The sequence below is a fragment of the Gloeothece verrucosa PCC 7822 genome (genome assembly GCF_000147335.1).
GTDB classification, from domain to species: domain Bacteria; phylum Cyanobacteriota; class Cyanobacteriia; order Cyanobacteriales; family Microcystaceae; genus Gloeothece; species Gloeothece verrucosa.
The window spans coordinates 4,319,752-4,339,430 of the sequence record NC_014501.1 but is presented as its reverse complement, the minus strand read 5'-3'; the positions used below and the strand labels follow the sequence as shown (position 1 = coordinate 4,339,430).

Genomic DNA, 19,679 nt, shown 5'->3' with positions numbered 1-19,679 from the left:
AATTAATTCTAAAAAACTCAGGCATAAACAATTTAAATGGTTGCAGGTTCATCGAGGAGAATTTCTTCTACGGTGAAGTCTCGATGAAGGGTTAGGCGTTGTAGATAACCAAGGGGATCATCGGCATTAAATACCATCCCATCAAACAGTTGAAAATGACGGCGATCACTTTCGAGATCGGGTAATCCCAATTCCCGACAAGCTTGACCATATAAATCCGGACGGCGTACCCGTTCCAGAATTTCTACCCAGTTTCGCGGAAAAGGGGCATATCCCCAACGGGCAAGTTGGGTCAAGATCCATAAACCCTCAACCCGTCCAGGACAATTGCTTCCGTCGACGTGGAATTGATGGAAACGCCCCTTTAATTCTGGCAGTTCTAGCTTACCCCGATGATAGGAATCGATGAAACCCGGACAGATAACTGGCGGTAAAGCCCCAATATATTGAGGTTGACTAAGTAAGTTAAGAATTTCTTCTCGATTCCGTCGATCATCGCAATATTGACAGGCTTCTAGTAAGGCTTTCACTAGGGCAATGTGGGTTTCTGGATGCTTGGCCACCCAGTCCTCACGAACCCCTAACACTTTTTCGGGATGTCCTGGCCAAATTTCTAAATCAGTGGCGATCACATAGCCCAAACCTTCGTAAACCGCCGCATTATTCCAGGGTTCACCCACACAGTAACCTTCGATGTTACCGGCTTTGAGATTGGCTATCATTTCCGAGGGAGGAATAACGACGAGAGAGACATCATGATCCGGATCAATTTCTCCAGAAGCCAGCCAATACCGTAACAGCAAGTTTTCCATCGAGGCCGGATGGACCACCCCAAAACGATGAACCCGATCTTCACTGCGGTCCAAAACGGCTTTTAAATCTTTTAGCCTATTGACTCCCTGTTGGCCATAGTGGTTAGCAAGAGTAATTGCATTGCCGTTGCGGCTGAGGACTAAGGCAGTAATGATAGGAATAGAAGGTTTTCCTCCTGCACCGATAGTCATTCCTAGCGGCATACCGGCCACCATCTGCGCGGCATCTAAGCGCCCTGTGACCACGCCTTTAGCAATGTCTTTCCAACTGGTTTCCCGGCTTAAGGTGACTTGTTCTAACCCGTGTTTTTTGAAAAAGCCTTTTTCTTGGGCCACGATTAAAGGGGCGCAATCTGTTAGCGGTAAAAAGCCTATATTGAGGTTGATTTTTTCTAAGCCATGACGGGCAATTGCCACTCCGGACACCTGTCCGACTTTCTGGGTGGATCGCTTTTGCTGGTTGAGAAAATAGACGATTTCGTTACGGAGGTTGTAATACAAAGGATGCTTAACCACTTCTAAACGCTGACGGGGACGAGGGATAGGAACCTCTAAAATTTGTCCGATATGCGCTTCGGGACCTGTGGTTAACATGACTACCCGGTCCGATAGCAATAAGGCCTCGTCTACATCGTGAGTAACCATAATACAAGTGAGGTGATTTTCTTGGACAATTTGCATTAATTTTTCTTGCAAATTTCCTCGGGTTAGGGCATCTAACGCGCCAAAGGGTTCATCTAAAAGTAAAACTTTCGGGCGCAGGGCTAAGGCCCGGGCAATGGCTACCCGTTGTTTCATCCCTCCAGATAATTGTGCCGGACGTTTGTTAGCCGCCTGTCTTAGTCCCACGAGATCGATGTGGTGTTCGATGATCCCTCGTCTTTCTCCTTTGGGTAGGTCCCGTAAAACCCGGTTAACGCCTAGGGCAATGTTTTGTCGGACACTTAGCCAGGGAAGCAGGGAATAGTTTTGAAAGACTACCATGCGATCGGGTCCGGGCCCTTTGATTTCTCTGCCTTCGAGTATGACTCCTCCACGAGTGGGGCGATCTAATCCCGAGATGAGGTTTAAGAGGGTGGATTTTCCACAGCCTGAGTGACCAATGAGTGAGATGAATTCTCCTTTTTGGATTTTTAATTCTATGTTTTTTAGGGCGATGTATTTTTCGCCGTTGGGGAGGGGAAATACTCGGTCTATGTGGTCGATTTCGAGGAACATGGGTTATGTTAAATTAAGATTTTTTTGAAGGGCGCAAAGGGGTTATTTTTGTTCTTCTGGGACGATGAGGTTACCGATAAATCCGACCATTCTGTCTAGTAAGAGGCCGACGACTCCGACGTAGATTAGGGCGAGTATGATTTGTCCTAGGCGTGAACTGTTGTAAGCGTCCCAGATGAAAAAGCCGATTCCGACTCCTCCGACTAACATTTCTGCGGCTACGATGGCTAACCATGATAAGCCGATTCCTATTCTTAGTCCGGTGAAGATGTAAGGGACGGCGGAGGGGATTAATATGTTAAAGAAGTATTCTATTTTTGAGAGTTGTAAGACTCGTGAGACGTTGCGATAGTCTTGAGGGATTTGTTGTACTCCTACGGTGGTGTTGATGATGATTGGCCAAATTGCTGTAATGAATATTACAAAGATGGCTGATGGATCGGATTGCCGAAAGGCGGCTAAGGATATGGGTAACCAGGCTAAAGGGGGAATGGTTCTTAAGACTTGAAATATTGGGTCTAAGGCATCGTACATTAACGGACTTGCACCGATCAGAACCCCTACACTAATTCCTACTAGCGCGGCTAGGGAAAAACCTATGCCTACCCGTTGTAAACTGGCTAATATTTGCCAAAATAAGCCTTTGTCTGTGCCGCCATTATCATAAAATGGGTTAATAATCAAGGGGTTCCAAGTCTCTTTTAAAACCGTTAACGGAGAAGGTAAATTAGGGTTTTCTCCTGAACAAAGGATTTGCCAAATTGTTAAGAATATCCCCAGAGCAATAATAGGGGCAATAATTTTTCTCGGAGATTTGTTAAATAAGGCGACTAAGGAAGTTAGCCAAGGGTTTTTCTTATTTCTAATTTTTAGAGTAGGATTCATTTTTATTTAGGCAACAGCAAGTAAGTAGGTAGACTCCCAATAAAGTTAACAGTGAGATTGGGGAAAGGGGAAGGGGGAAAGGGGAAAGTACCAATGACTAATGACTAATGACTAATGACTACTAACTAAACCTTTTTAATTTTCAGAGATTTTAAATACTCTTCGGGTTTTTCTGGGTCAAATTTCACCCCATCAAAGAAAGTTTCAACCCCCCGAGAAGGACTCTTAGGAATATCGGCTTCAGCGACTTTAAGTTCAGAAGCGGCTTCTCGCCATAAGTCTTCGCGGTTAACTTCATCGACTAATTTTTTTGTATCGGTATCGGCGGGAATATAGCCCCAACGAATTTCTTCTGTTAAAAACCACAGATCGTGACTTTTATAAGGATAAGAGGCATGATCTGACCAGTATTTCATTAATTGAGGAAAGTCTTTTTTGACTTCTCCTGTGCCATAATCTATCTCTCCTTTAGACCGTCCGATAATATCGGCTGCCGGTACTTTTAACCATTTATCTTGAGAGATAATTTGACACATTTCTTCTCGATTCTCTGGCTTATCGCACCACTGCTGTGCTTCCATGACGGCCATGAGAATTGCTTTGGCGGCTTTAGGATTTTTATCGGTCCAATCTTTCCTTAATGTTAAGGCTTTTTCCGGGTGATCTTTCCACAGTTCACCGGTGACTAAAGCCGTATAACCGAGTTTTTGATTGACTAATTGAGCGTTCCAAGGTTCCCCAACACAAAAGGCTTCCATGTTGCCGACTTTCATATTAGCAACCATTTGCGGGGGCGGCACAGGAACCACAGAAATGTCTTTATTCGGATCTATACCTCCTGCGGCTAACCAATAGCGCATCCACAGGTCATGGGTTCCCCCAGGAAAGGTAACAGCCGCTTTCATTTCTTTGCCTGAAGATTTGGTTTTACTCAGTGCCGCTTTCAGGGCTTTAGTATCGGTTCTTAATTTTAAATCTTGATAATTATTTGAAACAGAGATGGCCTGACCATTGACATTGAGTCGGGCTAAAAGATACATGGGTACCGGTTGCTTGGTTTTGGTGATGGTTCCCAAGGTCATTAAATAAGGCATAGGACTAAGGATGTGGGCCCCATCGATTCCTCCTCCACCAGAACCGAGTTCTAGATTATCGCGGGTGACGGGCCAAGAGGCTTGTTTTAGCACTTCTACCTCGGTCATCCCATATTTATCAAATAAGCCTTTTTCTTTGGCAATAATTAGGGGGGCTGCATCCGTTAGGGCAATAAATCCTAATTTGGCTGTGGTGACTTCTGGTCCGTCTTTTGTCCCTGTTGCTGAAGCCGCTACAGGACTTGAGTTAGTGGTGGTCGTTTCGTTGCTAGGACTGCTACAGCCATGAATAATTAATGTGCCTGCTGCGGTTGCACCTGCTGTAATGATGAATTTTCTTCTCGATAATCTGGTCATAGGGCTTTACTAGGGATTTGGACAACTCACACTGAAGCAATTTAAAACTTGGTTTAGCTAACCAATGGGTAATCTAAAATTGACATTCTTGCATCGAGAGAACTGTAGTTTTTGTAACAAAGTATTGCGGTCGATGCGTTTTTTACATAGATGTGTTGCATTTTGTTAAGAGAGCCAAATAGATGCAGAAAAAGAATTGCGTTTATGCAATTAACCCATTATTTATAAATTTTTGTAACAAAAGATACGAAAGCTCGAGAAAAACAATGTGATTCTTATTAAGTAAGAGAGGCAAAAATAATAAATTTTTTCTCTTATATTTAGGCTCTGCTTTAGAACCAAGCACTAAAGAGTTTAGGGTTATTAACTTTAGTAAAAGGAAGCGAAGGATATTTTTAAATGTCGGAATATATATAAATTGTATATGACCTAAAAAATTAGCAATTTTTATTGATTGAATTTACATAAGTTATACAGCACAAAGCTAGAGTTTGCTTAATGGAGGTAATAAATGCTCAAAGAAATGTGGCAGTTGCGAGGAAAATATAAGATATTACATTTGAGTTGGTTCGCCTTTTTCCTCACCTTTGTTTGTTGGTTTAATTTTGCGCCTTTTGCTACAACTATTGCCAAGGATTTAGGATTAACGCCTGAGCAAATAAAAATCGTAGGAATTTGTAACTTAGCGCTGACCATTCCGGCTCGTATTATTATCGGAATGTTATTGGATAAATTCGGGCCGAGGATCACTTATAGCTGTCTGTTAATGTTTGCGGCTGTTCCTTGTTTGGCGACGGCTTTCTCTACAAGTTTCGATCAATTGGTTTGGAGTCGCCTATTGATGGGCATCGTCGGCTCAGGCTTTGTGGTGGGAATTCGCATGGTGGCTGAATGGTTTTCCCCTAAAGAGATTGGTATTGCTCAAGGAGTTTATGGCGGTTGGGGCAATTTTGGGGCTTTTGGGGCAGAGTTTGCCCTCCCTATGATTGCAGTTAGCACAAGCTTTATGGCAGGAAGTGCTTCTAACTGGCGTTTGGCTATCGCTTTAACCGGCATTATCGCGGCAGTTTACGGAATTATTTATTACAACAATGTTCAAGATACACCCCCCGGTAAAGCTTATCGCCGTCCTAAGAAAAATGGCGCGATGGAAGTCACCAGCGCTAAGAGTTTTTGGGCAATGATTATCATGAATTTTGGCTTAATTTTCGCCTTGGGTTTACTCGCTTGGCGCTTGGAAATGGTCAAATTCTTGAGCGTTAGTCAAATGTATCTGGTTTGGGCGTTGTTGGCTGCTTTATATGCTTATCAAACTTATCAAGCTTGGCGCGTTAACCGCGAAGTCCTCAATGGTGGCAAAACTTTCACCCCTGAGCAACGTTATAATTTTCGTCAAGTGGCTTTGCTTGAATTTACTTATGTCACCAATTTTGGCTCAGAATTAGCGGCTGTTTCCATGCTTCCGGCCTTTTTTGAAAAGACTTTTTCTTTAGATCATCATATTGCAGCCATGCTGGCGGCGAGTTATCCTTTCTTTAATTTAATTTCTCGTCCGAGTGGCGGTTTAATTTCCGATAAATTCGGTTCTCGCAAATGGACTATGACCATTCTCAGTGCCGGCATAGGGGTAGGTTATTTATCGGCTCATTTTATTAATGCGAGTTGGCCCATTCCTTTAGCGATTGCTGTTACAATGTTTTCGGCTTACTTTGCTCAGGCCGGTTGTGGGGCGACCTTTAGCATCGTTCCTCTGATTAAAAAGGAAATTACCGGACAAATTGCTGGTAATGTGGGTGCTTATGGGAATTTCGGCGGTGTGGTTTATCTGACGATTTACAGTTTAACGGATGCGACGACTCTATTTACCACAATGGGTTTGACAGCAATGGTTTGTGCTTTTATGTGTGGTTTCTTCCTTAAAGAACCCAAAGGATCTTTTGCTGACAAACTTGAAGCCGAACCTCAATATCAACTCGATGGGGTTCCTGTAGAAACTGACCCAGATTTTCAAGTTAAGCGGCTTTAAACCTTAAATTTCCCCCTTAATACCTTGATATATCTTCTCGGGTGGGCAGTCGCTCACCGGTTTTTTTTGTATTATAAGATAATACACTTATTTTTAGCAAAAAACTATGGCAATTTATTTTTATAGTACCCGTGAACAACCTTATGGGTGTTTTTCAAACTTTTCTCAACACGGTTTCGAGTTAGAAGGTTTTTGGTGGCCCACTTCTGAACATTATTTTCAGGCCCAAAAATTTCCCAATCATCCTTGGCAAGATCAGATTAGAAAGGCAAAAACCCCTAAAGATGCGGCTAAGATGGGACGGGATAGACGCTATCCTTTACGAAGTGACTGGGAAGAGATAAAAGATGAGATTATGAAAAGGGCAGTATGGCAAAAATTTACCACTCATGCTGATATTCGGGAAATTTTGTTACAAACTGGAGATGAATTAATAGTCGAAAATTCTCCCATTGATTATTATTGGGGATGTGGTGCAGATGGCACTGGAAAAAATCGCCTAGGAGAAATTTTGATGGCTGTGCGGGAAATTTTACGCGCTTAAGATCTTGAAAGAGAGCAATTGCTACAATTATTTAAGAGTTATTTTTATTTTTGAGTATAACTTATGTCAACTACAAGCCTTACTCATCCCTTAGATTATCTTATTGTTAGACGGGAAGGCGCAACGTGGTATTTTAAACCCGGCACTCGCATTTTTTATAATCCTCAAAATGTCCCTGTATCTTTGGCATTAGAAGATAGGTTGCATCGGTTTGGATTACAGCCAACTCAAATTATGATTGAATTATTTCGCTTGAATGGGGGTAAACCAGGATATTATCTAGTTAATCTCAGACAGAAGCACTATTACTACTGCGGATTAACTTGGAATGATATTAAAAGTACATTTAATAATTTAGGAATTGGCGCAAAGGAGTCAACGGAAAAATAAGTTTAAAGTTGATTATCAATAGTTATTAGAACAAACAATAGAACGTCTTAGCGAAGAAACAAATGGTAGTGCGGCGACTTGGTTTGCAAAAACCATTGCCAATTTATAACAATAAAAGCCTTAAAATACAAAAGTTACTTAAAAAATATGCTAAAATTATTTGCTGATAGAGGCGGCACATTTACCGATATGGTCGCGGTAACAGATAATCCGTCAATTATAGACAAACTCTCAAAACATCCTGACAGATTTTTAATTGTTCCTCTTGCTAACCATCAGTGGGTGATTGTCTATAAATTACTTTCAGAAAATCCTGAACAATATCAAGATGCAGTCATCCAAGGCATTAGAGATATTTTAAGCCTGGCTAAAAATGAACCCATTCCTACCGCCGAAATAGAAGTGGTAAAAATGGGAACAACTGTAGCGACAAATGCGCTATTAGAAAGAAAAGGCGATCAAGTGGTTCTTCTAATTACTAAAGGATTTAAAGATGCTTTACGAATTGGCTACCAAAACCGTCCTGATATTTTTGCCCGTCAGATTATTTTACCCACGATGCTTTATGAAAGGGTGATAGAAGTATGGGAACGTTATGATGCCAACGGAAATGAATTAAGTCCTGTCAATATTGAACAAGTTACCAAGGATTTACAATCAGCTTATGATAGTGGTATTCGGAGTTGTGCCATTGTTTTAATGCACAGTTATCGCTATCCGAATCATGAACAACAAGTAGCCGCTATTGCCCAAAAAATCGGCTTTATGCAAATTTCTATCTCTCACCAAGTGAGTCCATTAATGAAATTAGTAATGCGAGGAGATACCACCGTAGTTGATGCTTATTTAACCCCAATTCTACGCCGCTATGTTAATCAAGTGGCCGGTCAATTACCGGGGATCAGATTAATGTTTATGAAATCAGACGGGGGTTTAGTGGATGCCCAACAATTTCAAGGAAAAGATAGTATTTTATCGGGTCCTGCTGGCGGCATTGTCGGTGCAGTCCAAACCAGTTTAAGGGCAGGATTTGAAAAAATTATTACCTTTGATATGGGAGGAACTTCCACTGATGTCGCTCATTTTAAAGGGGAATATGAACGACAATTAGAAAACGAAATCGCCGGGGCGCGGATGCGGGTACCGGTTTTAGCTATTAATACTATTGCTGCCGGCGGGGGTTCAATTTTGTTTTTTGATGGGTCTAGTTTTCGGGTCGGCCCGGAATCTGCGGGGGCAAATCCTGGTCCGGCTTGTTATCGTCGAGGCGGCTCATTAGCGGTGACGGATGCTAATGTAATGTTAGGCAAAATTCATCCTCAATATTTCCCCTCAGTTTTTGGCATTGATGGCAATTTACCGCTAGATAAAGAGATTGTCATCGAAAAATTTAGCCGCTTATCTCAGGAGATTAATAACCATTCTACACCTGAACAAATTGCCGCCGGATTTATTGCCATTGCCGTCGAAAATATGGCCAATGCGATCAAAAAAATATCGCTACAAAGGGGTTATGATGTCACTCAATATACCCTTTGTTGTTTTGGGGGGGCCGGGGCACAAGTTGCCTGTTTAATTGCCGATACTTTAGGCATGAAAAAGATCTTTCTTCATCCTTATGCGGGGGTATTATCGGCTTATGGAATGGGATTAGCTGATGTCAGGGCCATTAGAGAGGGAGGAGTAGAACAACCTTTAACATCAGAATTAATTCCGCAATTACAACAGTTAATGAAAGTATTAGAAAATCAAGCCAGAACAGAACTCAACCGCGATGAAACCATTAAAGATGAGCAAATTGTGCAAAAAGTCAACTTAAAATATTTAGGAACCGACTCGACTTTAATGGTGGATTTTGCTGATGATGTAACGGTAATGCGGCAAGAATTTGAGACAGAACATAAATCTCGATACGGGTTTATCCAAGCCGAAAAACCCTTATTAGTTGAATCAGTTTCAGTCGAAATTATTCAAACAATGGATACTCCTGAAGAACCCTTAATTAGCCGCACTCGTGCTATCAATGAACCTCCTGCACCTGTTGAGACAGTGAAAATGTTTGCGGCTGACACTTGGCATGATACCCCCGTTTATCGGCGAGAAGACTTACAACCATTAGATCAAATTATTGGCCCTGCCATCATTGTCGAAAAAATTAGCACAATTGTGGTTGAACCCAACTGGAAAGCCGGATTAACTGAACGTCATCATCTAATCTTGCAACATTTATAGAGATTTTTTGCCAAGTAAGAAAATCTCTATTTGTGTTAAAACTTTACAATAGTGTAATTATTTCTGGTATCCAAGTGAAAAAACAGCGATGGCCTTTTTGCTCTATAATCTTTGCGCCTAACCGATAGTAAAAATTAAGTCCACCACTGTTGCGAGCATCAGCAGTCCAAGAAAGATGAGTACAATCGTTTTCTTTGGCAACTTGAGCTAAATAACTCATCAATGCCATACCTACTCCCTGGTTTCTCATATCTTCATCTACATACAAATCATCAACCCAAATACTGGGTTGACCGGCAAACGATGAGTATCTAAATTCGTACAAAGCAAATCCAAAGGCAAGTTCTAAGTTTTCAGCAAATATGACGTAAGCGAAAGGTACTGGTCCAAAAATTGTTTTACATATTTTATCCTCAGTGACTTGAAGCACTCCAGAATAAGCACCAATGTTTCTATCAAACTCAGATTTCTTTTGAAGAAATGAAAAAATTAGTGACACATCATCATGGGTGGCAGTCCGAACTTTTATTTCTTTGTTCTCAGTCATTGTTTTCTTTTTTAACCAATTGATCTAAAAGATCTAGATAAATAGAAATAAAATGATGCGTTATGACGGATTATTCCCTTTAAATTCTCTCAAAAATTGTAGCCGCCTAACACATCTACTTACAATTAATTTGATTGGGTTGATTTTTTATGACATTCTCGCCGCCATTCGAGACTTGATGGCTTCAAGAATCTCTTTACTTGCCTCTGTTTTTTGCCAAGAAGGACGTGCTAAAAGGCCATGACACCAAGCACTCAATTTAGGATAATCTTGTAAAGACACTCCCGCTTTTGGCAACCAAGGAACAACAGTACCCGCAACCGCATCAGCCAGAGTAATATTATCACTGCCAAAAAAAGGACGTTCATCAAGCAAACCCTCAAAAAACTTCAACACGACAGCAATTTTCTCTTTAGCTTTGGCAATTTTTTCTGCATCTCCTCCAGGCAACCCTAACATCACAGGAAACAAAGCACTTCCGGCAGGCAATAATTCATTAGCCGTTACAAACTGTACCATTCGCACGATTGACAAATCCTTGGGGTTATTGGGTAACATAGTCGGAGTAGGATATTTAGCCTCCAAATAATCCAAAATAGCCAAAGATTCAATTACATTATGACCATCATCCACCAAAACCGGAATATGATGAAAAGGATTGATCGCCAAGAAATCCGGCTTAAACTGTTCCCCAGTTAACTCAACTTCAATCAATTCAAAATCTAGACCCTTTTCCAAAAGAGTAACCCAAACACGGCGAGAATTAGGCGAAATCGTAGCATGATAAAGCTTCAGCATAAAACCCTTAAAAATTAATTAATCCTTACAATCCTATCATAAACTCCCCCTATTTATAGCATCCTAAAAAAACACCTCTTTTTATCCTCTCTGCCCCTTTAGGCAGGAACGCCAAACAAAAATATTACTTTCCTAAACCTTATGAACTCCCACCCTCAAAACCCACCTTTTAACGACTTTGAAACCTTTGCCGAAACCTATGCAGAACGTTCACAATTTAATTCTCACAATGCTTACTATGAAAGGCCTGCTATGTTCTCTCTCTTATCCGAACTCAAATTTAAACGAGTCTTAGATGCGGGTTGTTCGGGCGGCATTTATTCTCAATGGTTAGTCAAACATAATGCCGAGGTAGTCGCCATTGACATCAGCCGTAAAATGGTACAATTAACCCAACAAAAACTCAAAAACCAAGCACAAGTTTACCAAGCCGATTTAAATCAACCCCTAACTTTTCTCGAAAATGCGTCATTTGATCTAATCCTAAGCTCATTAACTATGCACTATTTAAAAAATTGGGAAGAAGTCTTTAAAGAATTTTCCCGCCTTCTATTACCCGAAGGATTATTATTATTTTCCACCCATCATCCTTTGATGGATTTTCAATTATTTGAAAAAACCGATTATTTCCAAACAGAACTCATCGAAGATTATTGGCACAGCTACGGTGACAGGCCTGTAACTGTTCATTTTTATCGTCGTCCCTTAAGTGCTATGACTTCTGCTCTAAAGAATGCTGGATTTAGCATCAAACAAATGATCGAACCACGCCCCACCGAGGAATGCAAACAATACTATCCTCAAGACTGGGAAAAACTCTCGACAAAACCTTGGTTTTTAATTATTCTTGCTCAAAAAAACGCTTAAAGAATTTAGGAAAATGAATACCATCTCTAAACCCGATCCCATCCGCTTAGAAATCTTCAAAAACCTCTATCAATTCATCGCCGAACAAATGGGAATTGTCTTACAAAATACGGCAACATCGGTTAACATCAAAGAACGCTTAGACTTTTCCTGTGCGATTTTTGATCAAGAGGGATTATTAGTGGCAAATGCTCCTCATATTCCCGTACATTTAGGGTCAATGAGTGAAAGTGTTCGCAGTCTGATTAAAGATAAAGGTGAAACTTTAGAAGCGGGTGATGTTTATTTATCAAATAATCCCTATAATGGGGGAACCCATTTACCCGATGTAACCGCAATTACCCCTGTATTTGACGAAGCGGCCCAAAAAATTATCTTTTATGTGGCTTCTCGTGGACATCAAGCCGATATCGGAGGCATTACCCCCGGTTCCATGCCACCTAATAGTAGCACAGTAGAAGAAGAAGGCATTTTATTTGATAATTTTCTGCTGGTTGAACAGGGCAATTTCCGAGAAAGGGAAGTGCTAAAGGCCCTCTCAAATAATCCCTATCCTGCCCGAAATCCTGAGCAAAATATAGCCGATTTTAAAGCCCAAATTGCCGCCAATGAAAGAGGGGTTCAAGAACTGCGGAAAATGGTTGAGCAATACGGATTGCCCACTGTCACTGATTACATGAAATTTGTTCAAGATCATGCTGAAGAAGCGGTTAGAAAAGCTATTGAGGTTTTAACAGATGGGGAGTTTAGCTATCAAATGGATAAGGGAGCAAAAATTCAGGTTAAAGTTACAATTGACCGAAAAAAAAGAAGTGCGACTATTGATTTTAGCGGCACTTCTCCACAGTTAAACAGTAATTTTAATGCGCCTAAAGCCGTTACTCAAGCGGCTGTGTTATATGTTTTTCGGACGCTAGTCAATGAGAAAATTCCTCTCAATGCCGGCTGTCTTGTGCCGCTAGAAATTATTATCCCCGAAGGCTGTATGTTAAACCCGACTTACCCGGCGGCGGTGGTAGCGGGTAATGTAGAAACTTCCCAAACCATTGTAGATGCGCTATATGGTGCATTAGGGGTTATGGCGGCATCTCAAGGCACCATGAATAATTTTACCTTTGGCAATGAGCGATATCAATATTATGAAACCATCTGCGGCGGTTCAGGGGCCGGTGTAAATTTTCAGGGTACGGATGCGGTGCATACCCACATGACCAATTCTCGTTTAACTGACCCAGAAGTGTTAGAAACTCGCTACCCGGTCTTAGTGGAAAGTTTTAGTATTAGGACAGGAAGCGGGGGATTGGGGCAATATTCAGGGGGAAATGGCTTAATTCGTCGGATAAAATTTTTAGAACCCATGACGGCGAATATTCTCTCGAATCATCGGGTAGTTGCTCCTTTTGGGTTAAAGGGGGGTGAACCGGGACAAGTGGGACATAACCGAGTTCAACGTCAGGATGGAAGGCAAGAAAACCTAGAAAGTACCGCAACCCGACAAATGCAAGCGGGAGATGTTTTTATTATAGAAACCCCCGGCGGTGGCGGCTTTGGACAAGTTAAAAACAGGGATTAAGCTGTTGTACATTTAAATTAACCTCATTCCCTTTATTTCTACTTCGGCTCTACTTGATAGAAGTGCTAATTTTCAGTAATTTCCCTTAAATTTCTACTTTTGATGGTACTGACATCCACAAAATCTTTGATTATCCTGAAATTATGGTTCGATTAACAGCTAATTGAACGGATAAACCTCAATCACCAATCATCAAAGAAAATATAGACCATGAATAAACTCATTTTTCCGCTATTAACCCTCGCCGTTGTTGGTTTTACCTGTGCATCGGCTCATGCCGAGAAAAAACAAGCACAAGCTAATGGCGATAGTGCGATTATCCAGAGTGTAGATATGAAAGTGGATCAGTATGGAGAAAATAACCGTGCTGTGCAATCTGGAGAAGTCTATAACCGCACCCAGAGACAAGCTCAAACCGGCAGTACCGGTATTGTTCAGACGGGAAATGTGACAACAATACAAACGGGAGCAGGAAATGAAGGCCGTTCTCGGTTTCGCATCGAAAACGAATCTGGTATTTCCTCTCCTCGTTACAGACGTTAAATAATTGTAAATCTAATTTGATTATAGCATATTACTCACAACTCACCATCAATAGTAGGTGCTAGGGATTAAAGATGTCACCTATCACCTAATTTCTTTGCTCCAGGGGAGTGAACACATGAATCTCAAGACACTGCCTTTGCTGTTGCTGATGTCTATCTTTTGGATAGGAGATCTTGCACAAGCTCAAGATATAGAGATCCAAACGCCAAATGTCAGAGTCAGTAAAGATGAAGATGGGGATGTATCTGTTAACACGAGAAACCAACGGCTTCGAGTTCCTGCCCCTCGTTCTTATGTTAATCTCAATTCCCCTCGCTCTTATCGCCATATTTATGGGTGTAAGCGATCAAACCTAACTCGCCAAGAAATTACCCAAATAACTCGCTCAGGTAGGACTGTGATCAACACCCATTTGTCCAACAATCAATGTTACTAAGATGAATAACATTACATCTAGTGTCTTAGCCGCGAGTTTTTTGACTTTCGTCAGCTTAGGCTATAACTTTTTCAAAAATGATGCGGCTGTTGCTCAATGTGTACAAACTGATGTATCGGTTCAATACAATATAAGCGGCTCTAAAAAACCCACAGAACGCACCAATGATGTCGTCATGGAGAGTCAACCCGGCTGTATTGGCAATTCTAGTGTTACCACCAGTGTACAAGGAAACATTGGCGGTGATGGTCCAGTGCAGCAAAATCGACGAGTTCGCCAGCGTCAAACCAGCAACAATAGTCAGCCTAAACCCACCGGGGTAAATGGTTCCACTGTCCAAGTACAAAGCAATGTACAAGTGGATGTCTACAATCCTGCTGAAAAATATCGCAAGTGAGATTTAACAAGCAATGGATGATTGAGAATTGAGCCTTATTTTTTCTCAATTATCCCTTATCTATTATTCGCTATGAGTATCAGACTTTTTGCTCTAGCCACCTTGTGTACAGCAACCCTTGCCGCCGCTTTTCCTCTCCTAACTCAGGATACAGTTGTTGCAGATATTTCTCTCAACAAACAGCAAACCCAAGAAACTAGCATTAGTCTCAATTCCGAGGATTTAAAGTCTCCTCATCTACTGATAATTAATGCTTCTGTTCAGTCAACCCGACTGAGAGGATATATTGAACTCGATGGGAAGCGGCTACTTAATTTCGATAGAGATGGCATAGAAATTAACCTTTCACCGAGTTTAAAACCAGGACAGCACAAGCTGAAAATTTTGGGTCAATATGAGCCGGCTGATGCTTCTGTAACGGTGAGATTTGAGGGAATTAATACTGAAATCTCTCAACAAGTTAGTGGAAATGGAAGTCTCAATCAAACGATTATTATTGATGTGAGGTAAGAACAATGCTCAAAAAGATAAGTTTAATGAGTACGACTTTAGTGGGTTTAATTCATTTGCCGCTTTTAGCTCAGACGGCAACAGTTCAAAGTAGTAGCCAAGAAGCCACCGTTTCCGGCAACAATAATCAAGTCATTCAAACGACTAACCAAGTAATCATTAATCATCCTGGTCAAGGTCTTCAAAATCGATATAAAGAGCAACCCTCAAATGGCAATGCTCAGTTTTCTTCTAGTAGTGATGATCATAATCGAGGCAATCATTATGGTCAAAGAAAACATGACCGCAATAATGAGAATTAGAGTTTAAAGGGCAAAGATAATTAAAGTTTACTGTTGAACACAACACTACATTTGATTGATCAGGTAGGTAATCCCACCTGATTTTATTATTATCTTGCTCTTTTAGTTGTCAGAACATTTTGTTGCCCAAACATATATAAGGTGAACTACCCACACTTCCGCAAGCGGTAAGTGTTGGCTTCTTCCATACCCAATCAGATGCCTCCCCTAGCAAGCTAGGCTTGGTCTTACTCCAAGACGATAGGCTTTGCCCCCCGTTCCAGAGGTCAAAATTCTCTACTTCTCGGTTAGGATCATAGTTTCTACAAGTCCACTATGGTGGGTCGGGTTCACCGAGGATTACGCCCTCTTTCCACTCTCGCTTGAATCATTGCCCCAGGTCACTACCCTGTAGAGCTATCAAGCTATTTATTCAGCATAATAGTGTTGCGCTTCGTTGTCAACTCCTGCGATTCATGAGGGGCTGCGGTGCGAATTACTTCGCCCCTTTAAAAGCCCCGTCTCACGGTGATTTGTGGGTATTTAAGAACGAAAATTCACCTTTTAGCTTCTCGCGGGGTAAGCTAAAAAAATCCCCTGACGAACTCGGCTTTGAGTTGTCCGGTGGCGCATTAGCCTAACTAGAGCGATGATAAGAGTCTTTTATCTAAATTTATGCACTTAAACTAGCTAATTTAATAAAATGTGCTAAATTTTGGTGTATCCTGATTGTTAAGGAAAATTAATGCCTTTTACATAAATATTACTATGGAAGACTACGGAAAACAAATGCTCGAAGCTATCTGCCAGAAATCCGTAACCGACGACAGAAGTGATTTGCTCGGTGGCTTCAAAGTAGATCGCAAGAAATATCTCAAAAAAGTCAGAGAACTTAGTCAGGTGAATGGGTGGGAATCTATCAAAGCGATCACCATTCAATGGCTGGTCATTTTTACGGCAGTGGCAGTTGCTATTTATAGCGGGCATTGGGCGGTCTATATCCTGGCGGCACTCATCATTACCACCCGACAGCACGCCTTGGGGATTCTTCTTCATGATGCTTGCCATTATCGGCTTTTCCCTGATCCCCGGGTTAATGATCTCCTCAGCGATCTCCTTGTGGCTTTTCCCATAGCGGCGAGTACCTCACTTTATCGCCACTGGCATTTTCCTCATCACCGTTTTACCAATTCCCAACGTGACCCCGAGTGGATGGGTGAACAAAAAGATCCGGACACTTGGCGATGGCCAGGGACTAAAAAAAAGATGCTCAAGATTTTTCTCAAAGATTTGTTCGGTTTAAATATGATCGAGATGATTGCCATCATGGGTTTATGGTCGCCCTGGACAAGATTATTTATCCCGAGCGAAGCCCCTGGCGGAATTTCTCTACGGGAAAAAATCACCCTAATCTGTCACACAATGCTTCTGCTAGGGAGTTTAATCTATTTCGGCTTACTATTGGACTACATTCTGCTTTGGCTATTACCTAGTTTCACTCTGTTTAATATGTTGTTCAAGTTTCGCTCTTGGGCCGAACACAAGGTTATTCCCAATGGCAACGAACTGACCGCCAGCCGTACTACCATTGCCACTTTTTGGGAAAAATTAGTGATTTCTCCCTGCAACGTCCATTATCATTTAGAACATCACCTTTTTCCTTCCGTACCCTTTTATAACCTCGACAAGCTACATAATCTGCTCATGGCAGATCCGGATTACAAGAGAGAAGCTTTAATCGCTCACAGTTATCTAGACCCAAAGGATGGCATTATTGCTATATTGACATCCTCGATTTCTTGTAACGAAACAGCTAAAGCCTTGTAGTGAAATACATAAGATTTCTCAAAGAGCGTGTAACTCACGCTTTTTTTTCGGCATTTTTGCACTCTTCCCCTAGAAAATAAACCAACCCCTTGTACAAAGCTCAAAGTCTGCTACAGGCTGTGTTGATCGGCGGACAATCATCAAAAATTTTGTACAAGAGGAGCAAAATCAAACCCCCTTACCCTGAGATAATACAAGGTTCCACCGTCGCCACCACAGACTGAGACATCACCTCCAAGTTATATCCGCCCTCGAGTCCAAAAAGAATACGACGAGTCAACCCCAGAAGATAACGAGTAAACACCCCATAATCTGGCGGCTGTAAAGACATCATCGCCAAAGGATCATCATGGTTAGCATCATATCCCGCACTCACCAGCAACAAATCAGGAGAAAAACGCTCTAAAAAAGGCATAATCTTCTTCTCAAACATCGGTTCATACTCCTTGAGAGTACAACCCGGAGGCAGAGGAATATTTAAAACATTATCATAATGTCCCCGATCACTGGCTCGTCCGGTTCCCGGATAACAAGGAAACTGATGCAGCGAACAATAGACTATGTGAGGATTGCCTTCAACAAGTTCTTCTGTACCATTTCCATGATGCACATCCCAGTCTAGGATCGCCACTTTATTAATACCCTTTTTTTCTAGGGCATAATGGGCAGCGATCGCCGCATTAGAAAACAAACAAAACCCCATCCCCATAGTTTTTGTCGCATGATGTCCGGGGGGACGAACCAAGGCAAAAGCCGGCTGATGGTTTTTTAAGACCATATCTACCCCATCCAACCAGGCACTAACCGCCAACAAAGCAATATCATAACTCAAGGGAGAAACCGGGGTATCGGGATCTAACATTCCTCCCCCTTCTTTTGCTAAACTTTGCAAGTAATTAATATAGTTTCGGGTGTGAAATTTACTCACCCAAGAAAAAGCCTCCTTTTCTTTGGCGGGGGTGGGTAAATGCCACTCTAACTGATCTGCCCAAGGGGTTTCCTTGAGTGCTTCGACAATGGCACTCAAACGTCCTGGGGTTTCAGGGTGATATAAACCGGTATCATGTTTAAGGAACTCTTCAGAGTAAATAATTGGAAACATGGGGGAATCTAAACTTTATCTTGTAGGAATTTTTTAAAAGGATGCTCGCTCATGAGCCGCAAGACTCAAAAAGTAAATTGTGATAGTGGATATTAATGTTTGAGAACTTTTAACAGCAGATTCTCAATGTAAACGGGATAACTATTTATTGTATCAAGAGAGGAAATGGTTTTCCGGTTTTATTATTACAGGGTTATCCCCAAACTCATCTGATGTGGCACAAGATAGCTCTTGTGTTAGCTCAATTTACTGTCCTCGCCACCGACTTGAGAGGCTATGGGACAGTGCTAAACCCCCCAAGCAAACCGATCACAGCAATTATTCTAAGCGGGTGATGACCTTAGATTATCCTCAACGGGAAAAAAATTAGTGCTTTTAGATATTGCCCCAACCTATAAAATGTATAATACGACTGAGCGAGAATTTGCCACTGCTGATTATCATTGGTTTTTTCTCATTCAACCTTATCCTTTACCGGAAACTTTAATTAGTGCTAATGCGGACTTTTTTTTAGAAACTTGTCTAAGGCGTTGGAGTGGCAATTTTGCGGCTTTTACGCCTGAAGCCTTAGCCGAATATCGCCGTTGTTGGGTGCGCCTTCTCTACCATTCATGCCACTTGTGAAGATTATCGCGCCTTCTCTACCATCGATCTAGAACAAGATCACCTAAGTCTGTGAGTTTTTGGTTAACTAAACTCTACTCAAAGCGGCTCAATAATTCCCTCTAAAATCAATCATAATATGGAATGGAATATTCGTCTGGCTAATCTTGAAGATTTTCCACAAATTCATCAATTAATTAAACAAGTTTTCGAGGAAAATAGTAAATATGAAATGACCGAAGAAGGACAAAAAAACTTTCTTCTGTTTATTCAAACTCATGAATTAATCTCTCGTAGCCAAAACGGAGCCGAATTTTGGGTTTGTGAAGCAGACGCGAAAATTGTCGGCGTGATCGAGTTTGCTTATTATAATCATATTTATCTATATTTTGTTGAGAAAAATTATCGCGGTCAAGGCGTGGGAAAAGCCTTATTTAATCAAATAAAAACTCGAGTAAAAGGAGACATCACAGCTAACTCAACAGCTTATGCTCTGCCGGTCTACCTAAAATTAGGCTTTGTGCAAAATGGAAAGCTATTCACTCGTAAAGGAATTAGCGCTTACCCGGTTATGTATAAAAGAGACTAATGTCATTAAATTTGTTAGACTACATTAACGATGGGCTTTTTTGCA

Annotated in this window: 19 protein-coding genes and 1 pseudogene; 14 read left to right on the top strand and 6 right to left on the bottom strand. The window is 41.4% G+C overall.

Annotated features, from left to right (window positions below; genetic code table 11):
- Positions 1–32: 32 nt before the first annotated feature.
- The 3 genes from CYAN7822_RS19240 to CYAN7822_RS19230 form a co-directional block, all read right to left on the bottom strand.
- The gene (locus tag CYAN7822_RS19240; protein WP_013323927.1) at positions 33–2,030 is read right to left on the bottom strand and encodes an ABC transporter ATP-binding/substrate-binding protein; all 1,998 of its coding nucleotides are present in this window, start codon (positions 2,028–2,030) and stop codon (positions 33–35) included.
- A 42-nt stretch (positions 2,031–2,072) separates the two neighbouring features.
- A complete protein-coding gene (gene ntrB / locus CYAN7822_RS19235) occupies positions 2,073–2,915 on the bottom strand; it encodes a nitrate ABC transporter permease (RefSeq protein ID WP_013323926.1) in 843 nt (280 codons plus the stop codon).
- A 125-nt stretch (positions 2,916–3,040) separates the two neighbouring features.
- Positions 3,041–4,366 (bottom strand): CmpA/NrtA family ABC transporter substrate-binding protein, encoded by a 1,326-nt coding sequence (locus CYAN7822_RS19230; protein WP_013323925.1) that lies wholly within the window; start codon positions 4,364–4,366, stop codon positions 3,041–3,043.
- Positions 4,367–4,877: 511 nt separating this feature from the next.
- Here CYAN7822_RS19230 and CYAN7822_RS19225 point away from each other — a divergent pair.
- The 4 genes from CYAN7822_RS19225 to CYAN7822_RS19210 all read left to right on the top strand — a co-directional run bounded on the left by CYAN7822_RS19225 (position 4,878) and on the right by CYAN7822_RS19210 (position 9,558).
- Positions 4,878–6,392 carry a NarK family nitrate/nitrite MFS transporter gene (locus tag CYAN7822_RS19225; RefSeq protein WP_013323924.1) on the top strand — a complete coding sequence of 505 codons (1,515 nt, stop codon included), beginning with the start codon at positions 4,878–4,880 and terminating at the stop codon, positions 6,390–6,392.
- A gap of 106 nt (positions 6,393–6,498) precedes the next feature.
- A complete protein-coding gene (locus tag CYAN7822_RS19220) occupies positions 6,499–6,936 on the top strand; it encodes a riboflavin biosynthesis intermediates N-glycosidase (protein WP_013323923.1) in 438 nt (145 codons plus the stop codon).
- A gap of 63 nt (positions 6,937–6,999) precedes the next feature.
- Positions 7,000–7,326, top strand: a complete 327-nt coding sequence (locus CYAN7822_RS19215) for a hypothetical protein (protein WP_013323922.1) — start codon at positions 7,000–7,002, stop codon at positions 7,324–7,326.
- A 147-nt stretch (positions 7,327–7,473) separates the two neighbouring features.
- Entirely contained in the window at positions 7,474–9,558 is a 2,085-nt protein-coding gene (locus CYAN7822_RS19210; protein WP_013323921.1) for a hydantoinase/oxoprolinase family protein, read from the top strand.
- A 43-nt stretch (positions 9,559–9,601) separates the two neighbouring features.
- On the opposite strand, the gene CYAN7822_RS19205 is transcribed toward CYAN7822_RS19210, so the two are convergent.
- Positions 9,602–10,105 carry a GNAT family N-acetyltransferase gene (locus CYAN7822_RS19205; RefSeq protein ID WP_013323920.1) on the bottom strand — a complete coding sequence of 168 codons (504 nt, stop codon included), beginning with the start codon at positions 10,103–10,105 and terminating at the stop codon, positions 9,602–9,604.
- Between the two features lie 147 nt (positions 10,106–10,252).
- On the bottom strand, positions 10,253–10,903 hold the full coding sequence (locus CYAN7822_RS19200; protein WP_013323919.1) for a glutathione S-transferase family protein: 651 nt from the start codon (positions 10,901–10,903) through the stop codon (positions 10,253–10,255).
- A gap of 141 nt (positions 10,904–11,044) precedes the next feature.
- On the opposite strand from CYAN7822_RS19200, the gene CYAN7822_RS19195 reads away from it, so the two are divergent.
- From CYAN7822_RS19195 to CYAN7822_RS19160, 8 genes are all read left to right on the top strand, one after another.
- Complete coding sequence (locus tag CYAN7822_RS19195) at positions 11,045–11,770, top strand: class I SAM-dependent methyltransferase (protein ID WP_013323918.1); 726 nt, start codon at positions 11,045–11,047, stop codon at positions 11,768–11,770.
- 13 nt (positions 11,771–11,783) lie between these two features.
- A complete protein-coding gene (locus CYAN7822_RS19190) occupies positions 11,784–13,343 on the top strand; it encodes a hydantoinase B/oxoprolinase family protein (RefSeq protein ID WP_013323917.1) in 1,560 nt (519 codons plus the stop codon).
- A 210-nt stretch (positions 13,344–13,553) separates the two neighbouring features.
- Positions 13,554–13,886: a hypothetical protein gene (locus CYAN7822_RS19185; protein WP_013323916.1), complete on the top strand. Its 333-nt coding sequence runs from the start codon at positions 13,554–13,556 to the stop codon at positions 13,884–13,886.
- Between the two features lie 118 nt (positions 13,887–14,004).
- Positions 14,005–14,325, top strand: coding sequence for a hypothetical protein (locus CYAN7822_RS19180; RefSeq protein ID WP_013323915.1), 321 nt, complete (start codon positions 14,005–14,007; stop codon positions 14,323–14,325).
- Between the two features lies 1 nt (position 14,326).
- The gene (locus tag CYAN7822_RS19175) at positions 14,327–14,722 is read left to right on the top strand and encodes a hypothetical protein (RefSeq protein WP_013323914.1); all 396 of its coding nucleotides are present in this window, start codon (positions 14,327–14,329) and stop codon (positions 14,720–14,722) included.
- Positions 14,723–14,794: 72 nt separating this feature from the next.
- A complete protein-coding gene (locus tag CYAN7822_RS19170; protein WP_013323913.1) occupies positions 14,795–15,232 on the top strand; it encodes a hypothetical protein in 438 nt (145 codons plus the stop codon).
- A 5-nt stretch (positions 15,233–15,237) separates the two neighbouring features.
- Positions 15,238–15,534 carry a hypothetical protein gene (locus CYAN7822_RS19165; protein WP_013323912.1) on the top strand — a complete coding sequence of 99 codons (297 nt, stop codon included), beginning with the start codon at positions 15,238–15,240 and terminating at the stop codon, positions 15,532–15,534.
- Positions 15,535–16,281: 747 nt separating this feature from the next.
- Entirely contained in the window at positions 16,282–17,340 is a 1,059-nt protein-coding gene (locus CYAN7822_RS19160) for a fatty acid desaturase family protein (protein ID WP_013323911.1), read from the top strand.
- Between the two features lie 178 nt (positions 17,341–17,518).
- On the opposite strand, the gene CYAN7822_RS19155 is transcribed toward CYAN7822_RS19160, so the two are convergent.
- Entirely contained in the window at positions 17,519–18,442 is a 924-nt protein-coding gene (locus tag CYAN7822_RS19155; RefSeq protein WP_013323910.1) for a histone deacetylase family protein, read from the bottom strand.
- A 212-nt stretch (positions 18,443–18,654) separates the two neighbouring features.
- Between CYAN7822_RS19155 and CYAN7822_RS39530 the strand changes: the two are divergent.
- Together CYAN7822_RS39530 and CYAN7822_RS19145 are read left to right on the top strand one after the other, a co-directional pair.
- A pseudogene (locus CYAN7822_RS39530) lies at positions 18,655–19,118 on the top strand (alpha/beta hydrolase family protein); the annotation flags it as partial.
- Between the two features lie 66 nt (positions 19,119–19,184).
- Complete coding sequence (locus tag CYAN7822_RS19145; protein ID WP_013323909.1) at positions 19,185–19,634, top strand: GNAT family N-acetyltransferase; 450 nt, start codon at positions 19,185–19,187, stop codon at positions 19,632–19,634.
- Positions 19,635–19,679 lie beyond the last annotated feature (45 nt).

Coding starts and splice junctions, on each gene's coding strand:
- CYAN7822_RS19205 (WP_013323920.1), bottom strand. CDS start 10,105: ATGACTGAGAACAAAGAAATAAAAGTTCGGACTGCCACCCATGATGAT.
- CYAN7822_RS19155 (WP_013323910.1), bottom strand. CDS start 18,442: ATGTTTCCAATTATTTACTCTGAAGAGTTCCTTAAACATGATACCGGT.
- CYAN7822_RS19180 (WP_013323915.1), top strand. CDS start 14,005: ATGAATCTCAAGACACTGCCTTTGCTGTTGCTGATGTCTATCTTTTGG.
- CYAN7822_RS19170 (WP_013323913.1), top strand. CDS start 14,795: ATGAGTATCAGACTTTTTGCTCTAGCCACCTTGTGTACAGCAACCCTT.
- CYAN7822_RS19210 (WP_013323921.1), top strand. CDS start 7,474: ATGCTAAAATTATTTGCTGATAGAGGCGGCACATTTACCGATATGGTC.
- CYAN7822_RS19165 (WP_013323912.1), top strand. CDS start 15,238: ATGCTCAAAAAGATAAGTTTAATGAGTACGACTTTAGTGGGTTTAATT.
- CYAN7822_RS19145 (WP_013323909.1), top strand. CDS start 19,185: ATGGAATGGAATATTCGTCTGGCTAATCTTGAAGATTTTCCACAAATT.
- CYAN7822_RS19220 (WP_013323923.1), top strand. CDS start 6,499: ATGGCAATTTATTTTTATAGTACCCGTGAACAACCTTATGGGTGTTTT.
- CYAN7822_RS19175 (WP_013323914.1), top strand. CDS start 14,327: ATGAATAACATTACATCTAGTGTCTTAGCCGCGAGTTTTTTGACTTTC.
- CYAN7822_RS19185 (WP_013323916.1), top strand. CDS start 13,554: ATGAATAAACTCATTTTTCCGCTATTAACCCTCGCCGTTGTTGGTTTT.
- CYAN7822_RS19240 (WP_013323927.1), bottom strand. CDS start 2,030: ATGTTCCTCGAAATCGACCACATAGACCGAGTATTTCCCCTCCCCAAC.
- CYAN7822_RS19190 (WP_013323917.1), top strand. CDS start 11,784: ATGAATACCATCTCTAAACCCGATCCCATCCGCTTAGAAATCTTCAAA.
- CYAN7822_RS19230 (WP_013323925.1), bottom strand. CDS start 4,366: ATGACCAGATTATCGAGAAGAAAATTCATCATTACAGCAGGTGCAACC.
- CYAN7822_RS19195 (WP_013323918.1), top strand. CDS start 11,045: ATGAACTCCCACCCTCAAAACCCACCTTTTAACGACTTTGAAACCTTT.
- ntrB (WP_013323926.1), bottom strand. CDS start 2,915: ATGAATCCTACTCTAAAAATTAGAAATAAGAAAAACCCTTGGCTAACT.
- CYAN7822_RS19215 (WP_013323922.1), top strand. CDS start 7,000: ATGTCAACTACAAGCCTTACTCATCCCTTAGATTATCTTATTGTTAGA.
- CYAN7822_RS19225 (WP_013323924.1), top strand. CDS start 4,878: ATGCTCAAAGAAATGTGGCAGTTGCGAGGAAAATATAAGATATTACAT.
- CYAN7822_RS19160 (WP_013323911.1), top strand. CDS start 16,282: ATGGAAGACTACGGAAAACAAATGCTCGAAGCTATCTGCCAGAAATCC.
- CYAN7822_RS19200 (WP_013323919.1), bottom strand. CDS start 10,903: ATGCTGAAGCTTTATCATGCTACGATTTCGCCTAATTCTCGCCGTGTT.